Below are 14,870 nucleotides of genomic sequence, written 5' to 3'. Positions count from 1 at the left end.
GGGATCATGTATCCCTGACTGGAATAGGCTCTTGAGGCGCCGGCCGAAGTGTTCCCATGCCGGATGGCCTTCTGGAATTCCTGCCTCTGTGCAATAGTCGTTGAGAACCTTTGTCAGCATTGCAAGTTGCTCAGAATCGAGATGATCGTCGGATGACATCGCTTTATCCCTCGTGGGGGCGAAAGCGTGATCGACTCTTCCAAGCGCCAGGCGCCCGTTCAAATTGGCCAGCGACGTTCCTTCAGTACGCTTTAGTCAGGGATTAGCGAGTCAAATCGGGCGTGGAGTGGAGCTTGGGAAATATCTTTCAGCCGACGGAACGTTTGTGCTCGCCCGGTGTTATCACCCTGATCCCCGCATAGGGATCATAAAGGGCCTTGCCCCTCCTGGCCCTAGTTTGAGTCCGCTGTCTCCCCGGCAGCGGACCCGACGCATTTCATTGATCGTCGGCATCCTGTTCCATAGCCTTACGAATCAGTAAGTCGTCGGTCCGCGCAAAGCCAGATAACCATCACCGTTGGCAGCGAACGGCACTTTGCTGCCCGGCGGGCCTCCACCTGCCGAAAATCAAAGGCCCGCTGCCCGCTCTCAGTCTGCTGGCGGCGGGCTTTTCGCCCAAGGGGGCATTGGTGGTGACTACGCAGCGGAGGCGGAACGACTTCATAAAAGCATAGTCCAGCCGAGCATTACCGGGCGCTGCAGCGCACCCACGAAGCGCTGTTGAAGACGGTGAAGGACGTCACCGGCAAGGATTCGCCGTTCATTCAATGGTTCGGGACAGGGCCTGTGCGGCCTCCCAAGGGTGGTAGCGCCATCCATGACCATGAAATATCCGTTCGTCGAAGACACGCTCGGCAAGAAGCTGCAGATCGGGTCGGGGCTTGCCGTCGACTGCATGACGTGTCGCCGGCAAGTTGACCGTCTCGGCGAAGACCATGGCTGTATGCACTGAGATCTAATCAAGGTGCTGTTTTGCCAGCCCTGCCGTAACGCTGGGCGCCCTGACCGAAACATCTCGTTCACCAGCCACCCGAAGACACCGGGGCAGCGACGCTCAGACTAAGCGGCCCGGCATCTCCGCACGGCGGGGGGCCAGCAGACTGTCGGGCCTGACCGGCGCGGGTTGGGGAGCGTGCCGGCTGGTGAAAATATACGCTTTCGCTAATATGTTCGGGACCTATCCGTAAGAACGATGGAAGCAGCAAAAGGTGGAGCACAAACCGGTAAAGATCTAAACGGAAGGCCAAAGCGATGGCGAAGGGGTTCGACGACAAAGGGAGGGAGCACAAATGGCCGCCTATCTTATCGCGGATGTAGACATAAAAGATGCTGCCGCGTTCGAGGAATACCGGCGGGATGTTCCGGCCACCGAGGCGCGCTACGGCGGGCGATACTTAGGTCGTGGCGGTGCGACCAAGGTTCTGGAAGGTGACTGGGAGCCACACCGTTTGGTTATTATCGAATTCCCCGATATGGCGTCGTTGATGGGCTGGTACAATTCGCCGGAGTACGCCCGCCTGATCGAGATTCGAAAACGTTGCGCCAACACCAGGATCATTGCGCTGGAAGGGATCACGACACCCATTGTCTGACGGTGCCGCGCGAAGCGGGCCTTTAGGGCCGGCAGAACAAGGACTTCAGTCTTAATTGCACGATATCTAATATACGATAAACTTAACAGCGCGGGGGGCTTTTCCCGCCAAGGTGGCCGGTGCGGCTTCGCTTCCCCAAGCATCCCCTGCGCCGGCCATTCGCGTCGATAATCGGGAATTGTCAGATTGGATGCTGCACGCGTTAGCTTCGAGGCCAGGCGACGGGCAGACACGGTTGCGCCGCCGCCAAGATTTGATCCTATCAAGGGAAGTGTGGCAGGGGCGGCGATAGCCGGCAGCGTCGTTGCGGTTTTCTATTGGCTTGCAGGCGGAAATCACATCGCGGGTCCGATCGGCCTAGTCACGATTTTGGCGTTTGCGCTGCCGTATCTTCACCTCCGGAGAAAGGAGCGGAAGAACAGTGAGGCCTTTGATACCTATTACATCAGATTGTTGGAACTTGAGAGGGCAAGAGAGAAAAGCTCGGCTGCCGTCAAACCAAGCACCGCTCCCGGTAAGCCCTCATCGCGCCTGGCGCCGCCGCCCCTACATCCTGATCGAGACATACGACAACAGGTAAATGATCGCGATGGAACCCGTAGCGAGTACGACCCATACTCCTAAGCTGCTCATGCTTCCTCGCTTCCCGCCGGCGCACTCGTTGGGCAGGGTGTTGGGGTGGTGGACGCCGTCCCAGACGGAAAAGGTCCTCAAGCACAAGCTAATATAATTGAGATGCAGACGCCTATGGTGTGATCGCGGAACCCATGGCCTAAGCGCTCCCGTCGGTCTCGCCTTCCTCGTCGATCATCCGGACCCGCAATGAAGGCTGATGCCTGATGCCAATGAATGTTTCGCAGAGGTGGATCTTCCCGCGCTTTATCGAAATCCCGATCGGGATTTTCCGAGTCTTTGGTTTGAAGGGCAGCTTTGACAGTCCAGGCCACATCCGTTGCCGAGCCAAACGTCTGCCCACCCACTTCTCACACCCACTGGCGCTCGGAGCGACCAACGCAGCAGCCGCAACGTGGCGGGTTTTTTTGCATTTTAGACGAAACTAATATTATGGCGTCACGTTTGTATACCGGCCAGCTTGTGCCCCTCTCTGGCCTCTCTAGAGAAGCTCGTCATCTGCCCGCAAGGTGGCGGGCTTTTTGTTGTTGCGGCGGAATTGGCTGCGTTGGCCGAAGTTAATTTCCGGCCAAACGCTCCTCCCGAGGTGACAACTGGATTCTCGAGGTCAAGTTCGACGGCTACCGCTCGAAGATCTATCGGCGCGTGAAGGATTCCCATTTTCAGAAGTTGCTGGCACATGTTAGCGCCAGAGCCCTATACTGCGACTCCGAGCGACCGAGCCTTGGCTGTTTGGAAATTAGACGTCCGCGAATGATCTCCGGCTTTGTTAAAGGTCTAAACTAGTGTCTCCAGCAGAACGCAAACGGCGAGAGCGTGCTTATACTGAAGGTAATATGACTTGGTCTTGGAGGGTTTCTCGGCCGATAGTATTGCGAGGCTTGGCGCTGGTTCACGACGGCATAATGGGTGCTGTCGCGATGTTGCTTTCGCTCGTGTTGAGGCTTGATTTCGATATTGTCGTTCAAAACCTGACGTATTTCCTTGGTGCAGCGGCTCTATTCGGGGTCATTGTCAGCGGCGTCGGTTTCTTGTTTGGACTGAACCGTGGTATTTGGCGCTATGCGTCGCTGACGGATCTCCTAGCAATCACCTATGCTGCTAGCGCGTCCGTCGCTAGTTTCACAGTGGCCCAATTCCTGCTGGATCGACTGGGCTCGATTCCCCGTTCTTCGATCTTGATCGCCTGGGCCTTCCTGATCGTGCTGCTAGCCGGGCCGCGTGCCGCGTATCGGCTCTATCGCAATCGCCACGACACCGGTCGCTTGTTCGATCGCGGCACCTGCAAGTTCGTGCTGCTGGTTGGAGCCACCGACAACGCCGACGCCTTCCTGAGGACCACTAAGGAGAGAAATAATGCGTCATTCAATATCCTTGCGATAATCGACGAACGAGGGCGCAGGACCGGACGTTCTATTCGCGGGGTTCCAGTGTTGGGTCCGCTGGAAAGACTACCGCAGATCCTCAATCGATTTGAGGCCCAGGGGCGCCGACCCGAAGCGCTTATCCTGACGCGTTCCCGCGAGGACTATCAACGGCACGCCAGCATCGAGGCGTTGGTTGAGATTGCGGCACAGCAGAAAGTCGAAATCCTGAAGCTCCCGAACCTTCTCGACATGCAAAGCGTCGATGCTGAAATTGAGCCGCGTCCGATCAAGTTGGAGGATCTCTTGCATCGGCCGCCCGTTACACTTGATGCGCCCAAGATCGCGTCGATGATCGAGGGCAGGACCGTCATGATCACCGGCGCGGGCGGTTCGATTGGATCCGAGCTGGCACGTCAGGTTGCGGCCCTGAACCCACGCGGCCTCATTCTCGTGGACGCCAGCGAGCACCTTCTTTACTCTATCGAGACTGAACTCGCTGGCACCCGCCCGAGCCTCAAGTTGCATGCTGGCCTCTGCAACGTGCGCGAAAAGGACGCCGTCAACAGAATCGTTGCCGGCCATAGGCCCGACGTGCTCTTCCACGCAGCAGCACTCAAGCATGTGCCGATCGTTGAGGCTCAGCCGCTTGAAGGCCTTTTCACCAACGCGATCGGAACGCGTAATGTCGCTGAGGCCGCGCTTCGTGCCAACGTCTCCACGATGATTATGGTGTCGACCGACAAGGCTGTGAATCCCTCTAGCGTTATGGGCGCGACCAAGCGGATGGCGGAGATGTTCTGCCAGGCGATGGATCTGGACTCGGCCGTCAACGGCACACGTTTCGTCACCGTTCGGTTCGGCAACGTCCTGGGCTCGGCCGGATCCGTGGTCCCGCTGTTCGAGAAGCAGATCAGGGCCGGCGGCCCTGTGACAGTTACCCATCCAGAGATGGAACGCTTTTTCATGACAATTTCGGAAGCTTGCCTCCTCGTCCTGCAGGCGGCGGCGCATAGCCGCGAGCGGCAGCAGGAGCGCGGCCGAATTTACGTTCTCGACATGGGCTCGCCGGTGAAGATCGTGGATCTTGCTCGAAATCTCATCCGTCTCTCGGGGCGCCGCCCGGACACCGACATTCAGATAGTCTACACCGGGCTTCGGCCTGGGGAAAAACTTTGCGAGGAACTTTTCGACAACAAGGAAACCTTGAGCGGGACCGGTGCGTCGGGGATCCTGGCCGCATCTCCGCGGTCGATCGAGGGAGCGCTAATCGTGCGCATCTTCGACGAAATGAAGCGCAGGATCGACGCCCAAGATTTGCCCGGCGCCCTACGGCTTCTGAAGTCGACCGTCGGGGAGTTTACTCCGGGGAGCGAGATTCACCTGCTGATGAGCGGGGAGGACTCGGGAAAGCACTGATCCTTTTCGCGGGTGCCACCGCCACAAGCTAAAAGCGTATTGCCATCCTGACTTTGTGCAAAGCGTCCCTACCATGTTCGCGTCCATGTCGCCTGGACGCAGGCCTAATCCCTCTAAGCTGCCGGCCGGCCGCCAAGGCACCGGCGCCACAATATTGCCCGGTTCCGGCCATAATCGATTAATACCGTGATAAACAATTCCTGCGCACAAAGGATCGGGGTTCACGGTGTCATTGGTATTGTCGAGTGAGTGCTTTGCTCCTCTGACGGTTAGATGGCGGCGTCTTTCATTGAGACTGTAGGGGACATCTGAAAAAATGCAGGCTGTGACGCACCCGCGTCTTCGTCGCGCTGCTACAGTCGCGTTGTTGGCGGTGTCGGCTGCCTTACTGGCGGCTTGTGCATCGCCTGAACCCAAAGCGATGGTCTACAAAAAGACCCGCTCCAAGGAATATTTCTCCGAATCCGAATACGGCGTGAAGGCAAGCCCGCGTGTGGCCTTCCGGGGCGGGCGGCTGCAGCGTGGCGGCGGCCGGGACCAGCTCGGCAAGCCCTATCAGGTCCGGGGCAGGTGGTATTACCCGAAGGAAGACAAGCACTACGCCAAGGTCGGTCTGGCCTCCTGGTATGGCGATGCCTTCCACGGCCGGCTTACCGCCAATGGCGAAGTCTACGACATGACACACCTGACGGCGGCGCATCCGACCATGCCGTTGCCTAGCTATGCCCGTGTCACCAATCTCAAGACCGGCAGCTCGGTCATCGTTCGCGTCAACGACCGCGGCCCCTATCACGAAGGCCGGATCATCGATGTGTCGGAGCGCGCCGCCCAAATGCTTGATTATGCCAATATCGGCACCGCTCAGGTGAAGGTCGAGTATGTCGGCCGCGCACCGCTCGACGGCGATGACGACCAGTATCTGATGGCCTCCTACCATCCCGGCAACAGGACGCCGGACCCGTCGGATGGACTGCCGACCGGCGTCATGGTCGCCATGAACGGACCGTCGCCGAGCCTTCCCGTTGGTGCCGCCGCCGTACCGTTTCCTGGCCAGTTGACCGATTCGGGGACGGCCCAGGCGGTTATGCCGGCGCAGTCGCCGGCCTATGGCGACCTGGCATTGCCGGATTTCGGCCCGATCGTGCCGGAGCGCCCGGAGATCAGCCTGCCGCCGCAATCGCCGTTTGCGGTGGCCTCGCTCTCCTATGCGGACGAGCGCGTAGAGCGCGCCTCCAACGCCTTCGCCGCACTGGGTGGCGGCGACGGCATGTCACCGGCCGACCTGCTGCAATCGTGGAAGCGTCAGTCGCCGTCGGCCGGTTCGCCCACCGACTATGTTGCGGCAGGTTCGTTCGAGGATGCGGCGGAGGCCAAGCGCGTTGCCGCCCAGCTTGCCGCATTCGGCAAGATCGAGATCCAGCGTTCCGAACTCGACGGCGAGGATTGGTATTCGGTCAATCTCTATCCCGATGGCCACCGCAATCTGGATGATTTGCTGCAGGCGGCCTGGTCGCATGGCGCGCCGGATGCGCTGGCTGTGCGCAACTGAGCGCAAGCAAGGTCGGATCTCCACTGCGCGGTTGATCCGCCACGGAAAAAGCCTGATACTTTTCGCGGGCTAGCCGGACGTGCCGGCCAACGGGTCGAATTTCATGCAATTTCGCTTGCTCCAGCCTTTCGCCGGGCTTCTGTTTTTTTGCCTGCTATTGCTTTCCCTGGCTCCAGCCAGCGCGCAGCTTTTCGAGACCAAGGCCGCGCAGGTCTTCATGATCGACGCCGAGACCGGGACGGTGCTGTTTTCAAAAGATGCCGACAAGCCGATACCGCCGGCTTCGATGGCCAAGCTGATGACCATGGAAGTGGTTTTCAACGCCATAAAGTCCGGACGCCTGAAGCTCGACGACACGTTCGTGGTCAGCGAAAACGCCTGGCGCAAAGGTGGTGCGCCTTCGGGAACTTCGACAATGTTTGCCAAGCTCAAATCGTCGATCCGGCTCGAGGATCTCATTCAGGGCGTAACGGTTCAGGCGGCCAATGACGGCTGTATTGTCATTGCCGAAGGCATGGCCGGCTCGGAGGACAATTTTGCTGCGCAGATGACCGAGCGCGCGCGCCAGATCGGGCTCAAGACATCGACGTTCGTCAATTCGACCGGCCTGCCGGCGGACGGCCAGCAGACGACGGTGCGGGAGTTGGCGCTGCTGGCCGTGCATCTGTGGCGCGATTATCCGGATTTCTATCACTACTACGGCCAGAAGGATTTTGCCTGGAACAAGATCTCGCAGCGGAACCGCAATCCGCTTCTGGGAATGGACATCGGCGCCGACGGCCTGGCGGTCGGCGCGAGCGAGACGTCAGGCTTCGGCATCGTCGGTTCGGTCAACCACAACGGCACGCGGGTGATCGCGGCGATGAGCGGACTGGCCAGCGACAAGGAGCGTGCGGAAGAGGCGCGAAAACTGCTCGACTGGGGTGTTCGCTCTTTCGAGAAGACCGAAATCTTCGCCAAGGACGAGGTGGTCGGCGAAGCCCAGGTTTTTGGCGGCGCGAAATCCGGCGTGACGCTGAAGGCCAAGGGTCCGATCGCCATCTTCCTGCCGATCACCAACCGCGACAAGCTGACGGCCAAGATCGTCTACACAGGCCCGGTTGCCGCTCCGGTGGAGGAAGGGCAGCCGGTGGGCGCGCTGCGCGTCTGGATCGGCGACACGCTCAGCCAGGAAACGCCGCTTTTCGCGGCCGAGTCGATCGGCGTCGGCACGTTGCCGCAGCGCGCGCTCGATGCCGTCAAGGAACTGGCGATCGGCTGGCTGCGCTAGAGCGATTCATCGCTTCACGGAAACGCAGAACCGCTCTATCTCTTGGCTTTGACGCAATTCCCTAGGGAAAGTGCTGCGCTTTTCCCAGGAAAACCGTTTCACACTTTTCCTGGAATTGCGCTAGCGCCGACGGCATAGACGTTTGCCCCGACGCGGACTATCTAGAGCGCTATAACCACCCGCAAGCATGGCAAAGGCTTTTCGATTGGCGCGCGGATTTTTCATCACCTTCGAAGGCGGCGAAGGAGCAGGCAAGTCGACGCAGATCGAGCGGCTGGCCAGGAAGATGCGCGCCAAGGGATATGATGTCCTCCCCACCCGTGAACCTGGCGGCTCGCCTGGCGCCGAAGCTGTCAGGCATGTGCTGCTTTCGGGCGCGGCCGAACCATTCGGGCCGAAAATGGAGGCGCTGCTGTTCGCCGCCGCGCGCTCCGATCATGTCGAGCAGGTCATCCGTCCGGCGGTCGAGCGTGGCTCCATCGTGCTTTGCGACCGCTTCTTGGATTCATCACGCGTCTACCAGGGAGTCACCGGCGGTATCGACCCGGCGTTCATGGATGCGCTGGAGCAGGTTGCCATCAACGGCATGATGCCGGACATGACGCTGATCTTCGACATCGATCCGGCGGAGGGCCTCAGGCGCGCGACGTTGCGGCGCGGCACCGAAGCAATCGCCGACCGCTTCGAAAAGGAGAGGCTGGCGATCCATCAGGCCCGCCGCGAGGCGTTTCTGGCAATCGCGGCGGCCGAGCCGGAACGCTGCATCGTCGTTAACGCCGCCGCCGATCCCGATACGGTCGAGAATGTCGTCACCGCCGCCGTGTTCGCGGCGCTGGAGGCAAGAACGCCTTCGCGCAACAGGCAGGCGACGCCGGCATGATCTTCGAACGCATCGCACCCGAGCAGCACGACACGCTGGACGGCGTGCCCGAGCCATCCGAAACACCGCGCCTGGTTGGACACCGGCAGGCCGCGGGGATGCTGACCGCCGCCTATCGTGCGGGAAAGCTGCCGCATGCGCTGATCTTCTCCGGGCCGGTCGGCATCGGCAAGGCGACGCTTGCCTTCCATCTTGCGCATCATCTGTTGAAGCACCCGGACTTCGCGCAGGCGCCGGAAAGCCTTGCCATTCCCGATCCGGCCTCGTCGCTGTTTCGCCAGATCGCCACCGGCGCGCATCCTTGCGTGCTGCACCTGACCCGTCCGCCCAACGACAAGACCAAGAGCTTCAAGACCGTCGTCACCGTCGACGAGATCCGCAAGGTCAGCCGCTTCCTGTCGCTGACCTCGCATGACGGCAGCTACCGGGTTGTGATCGTGGACCCAGCCGACGACATGAACACCAATGCCGCCAATGCCTTGTTGAAGAATCTCGAAGAGCCGCCGGCACGAACGCTGTTCATCCTGATCGTCCATGCGCCGGGCAGCCTGCTGCCGACGATCCGGTCGCGCTGCCAGGTGGTGCGATTGACGCCGCTCGATGCCGACGACCTGATGGCGGTGCTGGAAACGACCGAACCGCCACCGCCGGACGATCCTGCCGCGCGCGCGGCGCTGGCCGAGCGGGCAGGGGGCAGCGCGCGCAGCGCGATCCTGTTGACGCAGTATGGCGGGCTGGAGATCGCCTCAACGCTCGACGCCCTGGTGGCGGCAAGAAAGAACGATGTCGGCGGCGCGTTTCGCCTTGCCGAGGCTGTCGCCGGCCGCGACCAGGCAATCCAGTTCGACATCTTCAACCGCCGGGCGCTGGAGCTGTTGTCGGATGCGGCAAGCCAGGCAGCGCTGGCGGGTGACCTCACACGGGCCAAAACACTGTCGGACACTTGGCATGAGGCGCTCGACGCTATATCTGAGACGGACACCTACAATCTCGACAAGAAGCAGCACGCCTTGACCATGATCGACCGCCTGAATTCTGCAATGCGAATGTGACGGTTTCTCCATGCATGCCGTGCCCCAAATCCGGGGCCACTTTTGGGCGGCATGCATTGGCCCCGGGATGGCAATCGCCGCCCCGATGCGATATCCACCGCCACGCCTTTCCATTCAGACATTCATGACGGTTCATTCATGTCACGCGACAAGTTCTACATCACGACGGCGATTTCCTATCCGAACGGCAAACCGCATATCGGCCATGCCTACGAACTGATCGCAACCGATGCGCTTGCCCGCTTCCAGCGGCTCGACGGCAAGCAAGTCTTTTTCCTCACCGGAACCGACGAACACGGCATCAAGATGCTGCAGACCGCCAAGCGCGAAGGCATTTCGCCGCGCGAACTGGCCGATCGCAACTCGGCTGAGTTCAAGCGCATGGCGGAGGCGCTCAACGCCTCCAATGACGATTTCATCCGCACCACGGAAGAGCGGCATTACGCGTCGTCGCAGGCGATCTGGAAGGCAATGGCCGCCAATGGCGACATCTACAAGGGCGGCTATGCCGGCTGGTACTCGGTGCGCGACGAAGCCTACTACGGCGAGGAGGAGACGGAGGTCCGCCCGGACAATGTCCGCTACGGGCCACAGGGAACGCCCGTCGAATGGGTCGAGGAAGAGAGCTATTTCTTCCGCCTCTCGGCCTATCAGGACAAGCTCGTCGCGCTCTATGAAAACCAGCCCGACTTCATCGGCCCGGCTGAGCGCCGCAACGAGGTGATGAGCTTCGTCAAATCGGGACTGAAGGACCTGTCGATCTCGCGCACCACCTTCGACTGGGGCGTGCCGGTGCCGGGCGACGAGAAGCACGTGATGTATGTGTGGGTCGACGCCTTGACCAATTACATCACAGGTGTCGGCTATCCCAATGAAAATGCTGACGATTGGCATTTCTGGCCTGCGGATGCGCACATCATCGGCAAGGACATCGTCCGATTTCATGCGGTGTATTGGCCGGCCTTCTTGATGTCTGCCGGCATCCCGCTGCCGAAACGTGTCTTCGGCCACGGCTTCCTGTTCAACCGCGGCGAGAAGATGTCGAAATCGGTCGGCAACGTCATAGACCCGTTCACCATGATCGAGCACTACGGTCTGGACCAGGTGCGCTACTTCTTCCTGCGCGAGGTGCCGTTCGGCCAGGACGGCAGCTACAGCCATGAAGCAATCGTCAACCGCACCAACGCCGATCTTGCCAATGGCCTTGGCAATCTGGCGCAGCGCTCGCTGTCGATGATCGCCAAGAACTGCGGCGGCGTGGTGCCGCAACGCGGCACCCTGGCGGATGAGGACAAGGCGATCCTCGATCAGGCAACTGCCGTGCTCGCCGTGGCGCGCAAGACCATGGCCGAGCAAGGCATCCATCTGGCGCTGGCGGCGATCTTCGGCGTGGTGGCGGAAGCCGATCGTTATTTCGCGGGCCAGGCGCCATGGGCGTTGAAGAAGAGCGATCCGGCGCGCATGGAAACCGTGCTGTGGACGACTGCCGAACTCGTCCGGCGCGTGGCGCTGTTGTGCCAACCCTTCATTCCGGGATCGGCCAACAAACTGCTCGACCTGCTGGCGGTGTCGGCGGACAGCCGCGATTTCGTGCATGTCGCGGCAGACCACGCGCTTGTCTCCGGGGTTGCCTTGCCCGCGCCGGAAGGGGTGTTTCCGCGTTACGTCGAACAGCCGGATGCGAACGCCTGATGCTCGTCGACAGCCATTGCCATCTGGATTTTCCAGACTTCGCCGAGGAGCGGGCGGCCATAGTCGCCCGCGCCAGGGCGGCCGGTATCGGCCGCATGGTGACGATCTCGACGCGCGTGAAGCGGTTTCAGCAAATCATTGAAATCGCTGAAACCTTCGACGAAGTGTACTGTTCGGTCGGCACCCATCCGCACAATGCCGCCGAGGAACTCGACGTCACCGCCGCGGACCTTGTGCGCCTGTCAGCTCATCCGAAGGTGGTGGCGATCGGCGAGGCGGGGCTCGACTACTTCTACGACAAAGCGCCGCGCGATGCCCAGGCGCAGGGGTTTCGCGCCCACATCGCCGCCGCTCGGGAAACCGGTCTGCCGCTGGTCATCCATTCGCGCGATGCCGATGACGACATGGCGGCCATCCTCGAGGACGAAACAGGGAAGGGCGCCTTCCCCTTCATCCTGCACTGTTTTTCGTCCGGGCGCCGGCTGGCGGAAATCGGCGTTGCGCTCGGTGGCTATGTATCGTTCTCGGGTATCCTGACCTTCAAGAATTCGGCCGAGTTGCGCGCCATCGCAGCCGATGTGCCGCACGACCGCTTGCTGGTCGAAACCGACGCACCTTATCTGGCGCCCGTACCGTTTCGCGGCAAGCGCAACGAGCCGGCCTATGTCGCGCACACGGCCAAAGTGCTGGCCGAAACAATCGGCGTCAGCGAGGCTGACATCGCTGATCTGACGACGAACAATTTCTTCCGCCTGTTCGGCAAGATGCCGCGACCTCCCGAGCAAACTGCTTGGCCCAAGCAAAGTGCCTGAACGATGACCGACCGGCTGCGCCTCACCATTCTCGGCTGCGGCTCGTCGCCAGGTACGCCGCGCATCACCGGCGACTGGGGCAATTGCGACCCAGATAACCCGAAGAACCGGCGCACCCGCGCCGCCGCACTCGTCGAACGGATTGCTGCGGATGGCGGTCGCACCAGCGTCGTCATCGACACTGGACCGGATTTCCGCCAGCAGATGCTTATGGCCTCCGTCAGGCGCATCGATGCGGTCGTCTACACGCACCCGCATGCCGACCACATCCACGGCATCGATGATCTGCGTGGTTTCGTCCTCGATCAGCGCCAGCTGATCGATATCCATGCCGACGAGCCGACGATGCTGCGCCTGCGGCAGGCCTTCGGCTATTGTTTCGAGACGCCGGCGGGCAGTTCCTATCCGCCGATCGTCGACGCTCATATCATCCATCACGCCAAGCCGGTCGTCATCGAAGGAGAGGGGGGTGCCCTCACCCTTGAGCCGCTGCCGCAGGTGCATGGCGACATCATATCGCTCGGTTTCCGCATCGGCACGCTCGCCTATTGCCCTGATATCAGTGACTTTCCGGAGGCCACCGTCGAACGGCTGCGCGACCTCGACGTGCTGATCATCGACGCGCTGCAGTACCGGACGCACCCCAGCCATCTGTCGCTTGGCGAAGCACTGGAATGGATCGAGCGGCTGGCGCCACGGCACTCCGTGCTGACGCATATGCATGTGCCGCTCGACTACGCCACGGTGATGGCCGAGACGCCAGCCAACGTCGAGCCAGCCTATGACGGCATGGCGATAGATATCCCATATGATTCATGGTGATGAAGCCAATCCTTCATCGCTGGCCGCACTGGAATTTCGACAATGAATGACGCCCGGCCAAATCGTCTGGTCAACGCGGATTTCAGCTGCCGTGCATGCCGGATCGACTTGCCGCGATAGACACGACGCAATCGAAGAGATCTTGAGGTTGCGGGTTGGCGTGACCGCCATAGCGTTGTGGGCATCATCTATTTGCTGCAGCCGGATGGGCGCCAAACGGCTGATAATGCGGGAAAATCACCGTCTGCCGTCATACGCTTCAGTTCCATAATCTATCTTATGCGACTTTCTGATGTGCGGTAATGCCACCCAGCTAGAGCAATTGGCCGCAGCGCAACGAGAACGCCGCAAGCCAATTGACCAGTCACCGACTGGCGATGCACACCGCCCGCGCTAATCAAGCACGACCACGGCCTCCACCTCGAACAGCATGGGGTCAATTGCAAGCTTGGGAACGGGAACCAGAGTCTGCGCCGGCAGCGCCTCGCCGAACATTGCCTTGACGTTCTCGGTCAGCACCTCAAGCTTTGACATATCGTGATCGACCACGAAGACCGTCAGCTTGGCGACCTGACCCGGTTTCGCGCCGATCCCGTCCAACGCGGTACGCAAATTTGCGTAGGCCTGCTTAACCTGGATGGCGAAGTCGGGCGACAGCGCTCCCGCGCTGTCCTGGCCGCCCTGCCCGGAGATATAGGCGACCCGGCCTTCACGGGGTGTGATCACCGCTGTGCTGTAGCCATTCGGCGACGGGTCGTAGAGGTTTTGGGGATTGACGATGGTCAGCTTGCGATCGTTCTCATTGGCTGTAGCCGCCGTGGGAACTGCGATGGTCATGATGATTAGCCCTCCAATAAGCAGACGCTTGATTGCGCGTGACATGATTTTCTCTCGGCTCCGCGGACTGCGAGCGACCTACCCTCGCAGCCGGCATGATTGAACTTTAACCACATCGCCCTTACGATGACTCGTGCGATGTACGAGCAGTCGTATGGTACGTCGTACGAGTCAATCGTTCAAGATCGACATTCGTCGCGTTGCCGGTCAAAATCGATGTCCTGAACAGCGAGGAAAGTTGGATGGCAGCCAAGCGTAGCGGCGCCCGGAGCAAACGACCTCAACAGGTCGGTGTCTCGCACCAGCCCGTGCAGGAGGCGAGCAGTGAACCGCCTCTCACGCGGGAACGTATCGTGGCGACGGCGGTAGAACTGCTGGACGCCCAAGGCGTCGACGGATTGACGATGCGTCGGCTGGCCGATCGCCTCGGCTCGGGCGTGATGAGCCTATATTGGCACGTCGACAACAAAGAGGATGTCTTTGATCTGGCGCTCGACTCGGTGCTCGAATATCGCGAACCGCCGCAAATGGCTGAGTCTCAAGACTGGCGCGGAGAAGTCGTCCATATGCTCGAAGACTGGCGCACCGGCATGCTGCGCCATCCCTGGTCGGCATCGTTGTTGCCGCGCAGGGCGCTCGGCCCGGGCATCCTCAGCCGCCTGGAGCTGCTGAGCAAGACCTTGTCCAGCGCCGGCGTGGCGGACGCAAATCTGAACGTCGCGATATGGTCACTCTGGAACTATGTGATGGGCGCAACCATCACCCGGGCGAGCTTTGACCTCTCGGACGACAACAGGGCCGCCGCGCAGCAGCGCCTTGCGCATCTCAGCGGACGCTACCCGACAATCGAACGCTCTCGTCTGCTGTTGGATGACGATTGGCTCGGCGCTTTCAGGAAAGGCCTCGACTTCCTGCTTGATGGCCTCGCTCCACGATAAAGTTCCGCCG

Annotated in this window: 12 protein-coding genes; 11 read left to right on the top strand and 1 reads right to left on the bottom strand. The window is 60.8% G+C overall.

Annotation, left to right across the window (positions count from 1 at the left end):
- Window positions 1-817 precede the first annotated feature (817 nt).
- The 10 genes from AC1DZP_RS32870 to AC1DZP_RS32825 all read left to right on the top strand — a co-directional run bounded on the left by AC1DZP_RS32870 (window position 818) and on the right by AC1DZP_RS32825 (window position 13,085).
- Complete coding sequence (locus tag AC1DZP_RS32870) at window positions 818-952, top strand: hypothetical protein (protein ID WP_477308161.1); 135 nt, start codon at window positions 818-820, stop codon at window positions 950-952.
- Window positions 953-1,289: 337 nt separating this feature from the next.
- Complete coding sequence (locus AC1DZP_RS32865) at window positions 1,290-1,592, top strand: DUF1330 domain-containing protein (RefSeq protein WP_095091592.1); 303 nt, start codon at window positions 1,290-1,292, stop codon at window positions 1,590-1,592.
- Window positions 1,593-3,130: 1,538 nt separating this feature from the next.
- On the top strand, window positions 3,131-5,008 hold the full coding sequence (locus AC1DZP_RS32860) for a polysaccharide biosynthesis protein (RefSeq protein WP_477308159.1): 1,878 nt from the start codon (window positions 3,131-3,133) through the stop codon (window positions 5,006-5,008).
- Between the two features lie 316 nt (window positions 5,009-5,324).
- The gene (locus AC1DZP_RS32855; RefSeq protein WP_477308157.1) at window positions 5,325-6,557 is read left to right on the top strand and encodes a septal ring lytic transglycosylase RlpA family protein; all 1,233 of its coding nucleotides are present in this window, start codon (window positions 5,325-5,327) and stop codon (window positions 6,555-6,557) included.
- 103 nt (window positions 6,558-6,660) lie between these two features.
- Entirely contained in the window at window positions 6,661-7,827 is a 1,167-nt protein-coding gene (locus tag AC1DZP_RS32850) for a D-alanyl-D-alanine carboxypeptidase family protein (protein ID WP_477308155.1), read from the top strand.
- Window positions 7,828-8,032: 205 nt separating this feature from the next.
- On the top strand, window positions 8,033-8,707 hold the full coding sequence (gene tmk / locus AC1DZP_RS32845; protein ID WP_457153016.1) for a dTMP kinase: 675 nt from the start codon (window positions 8,033-8,035) through the stop codon (window positions 8,705-8,707).
- Window positions 8,704-9,759, top strand: coding sequence for a DNA polymerase III subunit delta' (locus AC1DZP_RS32840; RefSeq protein ID WP_477308152.1), 1,056 nt, complete (start codon window positions 8,704-8,706; stop codon window positions 9,757-9,759). Before tmk ends, AC1DZP_RS32840 begins: the two co-directional genes overlap by 4 nt.
- Before the next feature lie 138 nt (window positions 9,760-9,897).
- Complete coding sequence (gene metG / locus AC1DZP_RS32835) at window positions 9,898-11,451, top strand: methionine--tRNA ligase (RefSeq protein ID WP_457153018.1); 1,554 nt, start codon at window positions 9,898-9,900, stop codon at window positions 11,449-11,451.
- Window positions 11,451-12,263: a TatD family hydrolase gene (locus tag AC1DZP_RS32830; protein WP_457153019.1), complete on the top strand. Its 813-nt coding sequence runs from the start codon at window positions 11,451-11,453 to the stop codon at window positions 12,261-12,263. The genes metG and AC1DZP_RS32830 overlap by 1 nt, the downstream gene beginning before the upstream one ends.
- A 3-nt stretch (window positions 12,264-12,266) precedes the next feature.
- Entirely contained in the window at window positions 12,267-13,085 is an 819-nt protein-coding gene (locus tag AC1DZP_RS32825; protein ID WP_477308150.1) for an MBL fold metallo-hydrolase, read from the top strand.
- Between the two features lie 393 nt (window positions 13,086-13,478).
- Here AC1DZP_RS32825 and AC1DZP_RS32820 read toward each other — a convergent pair whose 3' ends face one another.
- Window positions 13,479-13,967 (bottom strand): RidA family protein, encoded by a 489-nt coding sequence (locus AC1DZP_RS32820; protein ID WP_457155078.1) that lies wholly within the window; start codon window positions 13,965-13,967, stop codon window positions 13,479-13,481.
- A 197-nt stretch (window positions 13,968-14,164) separates the two neighbouring features.
- Here AC1DZP_RS32820 and AC1DZP_RS32815 point away from each other — a divergent pair, with 197 nt between their 5' ends.
- Complete coding sequence (locus tag AC1DZP_RS32815) at window positions 14,165-14,860, top strand: TetR/AcrR family transcriptional regulator (protein WP_477308147.1); 696 nt, start codon at window positions 14,165-14,167, stop codon at window positions 14,858-14,860.
- The last annotated feature ends 10 nt before the right edge of the window (window positions 14,861-14,870 follow it).

The organism is Mesorhizobium sp. P2_F8 (assembly GCF_056403655.1).
This window is presented reverse-complemented; position numbering and strand designations above follow the sequence as displayed.

Excerpts from the sequence above, each read along its gene's own strand:
- AC1DZP_RS32870 (WP_477308161.1), top strand. The coding sequence starts at position 818 with ATGACCATGAAATATCCGTTCGTCGAAGACACGCTCGGCAAGAAGCTG.
- AC1DZP_RS32865 (WP_095091592.1), top strand. The coding sequence starts at position 1,290 with ATGGCCGCCTATCTTATCGCGGATGTAGACATAAAAGATGCTGCCGCG.
- AC1DZP_RS32860 (WP_477308159.1), top strand. The coding sequence starts at position 3,131 with ATGGGTGCTGTCGCGATGTTGCTTTCGCTCGTGTTGAGGCTTGATTTC.
- AC1DZP_RS32855 (WP_477308157.1), top strand. The coding sequence starts at position 5,325 with ATGCAGGCTGTGACGCACCCGCGTCTTCGTCGCGCTGCTACAGTCGCG.
- AC1DZP_RS32850 (WP_477308155.1), top strand. The coding sequence starts at position 6,661 with ATGCAATTTCGCTTGCTCCAGCCTTTCGCCGGGCTTCTGTTTTTTTGC.
- AC1DZP_RS32840 (WP_477308152.1), top strand. The coding sequence starts at position 8,704 with ATGATCTTCGAACGCATCGCACCCGAGCAGCACGACACGCTGGACGGC.
- metG (WP_457153018.1), top strand. The coding sequence starts at position 9,898 with ATGTCACGCGACAAGTTCTACATCACGACGGCGATTTCCTATCCGAAC.
- AC1DZP_RS32830 (WP_457153019.1), top strand. The coding sequence starts at position 11,451 with ATGCTCGTCGACAGCCATTGCCATCTGGATTTTCCAGACTTCGCCGAG.
- AC1DZP_RS32825 (WP_477308150.1), top strand. The coding sequence starts at position 12,267 with ATGACCGACCGGCTGCGCCTCACCATTCTCGGCTGCGGCTCGTCGCCA.
- AC1DZP_RS32820 (WP_457155078.1), bottom strand. The coding sequence starts at position 13,967 with ATGTCACGCGCAATCAAGCGTCTGCTTATTGGAGGGCTAATCATCATG.
- AC1DZP_RS32815 (WP_477308147.1), top strand. The coding sequence starts at position 14,165 with ATGGCAGCCAAGCGTAGCGGCGCCCGGAGCAAACGACCTCAACAGGTC.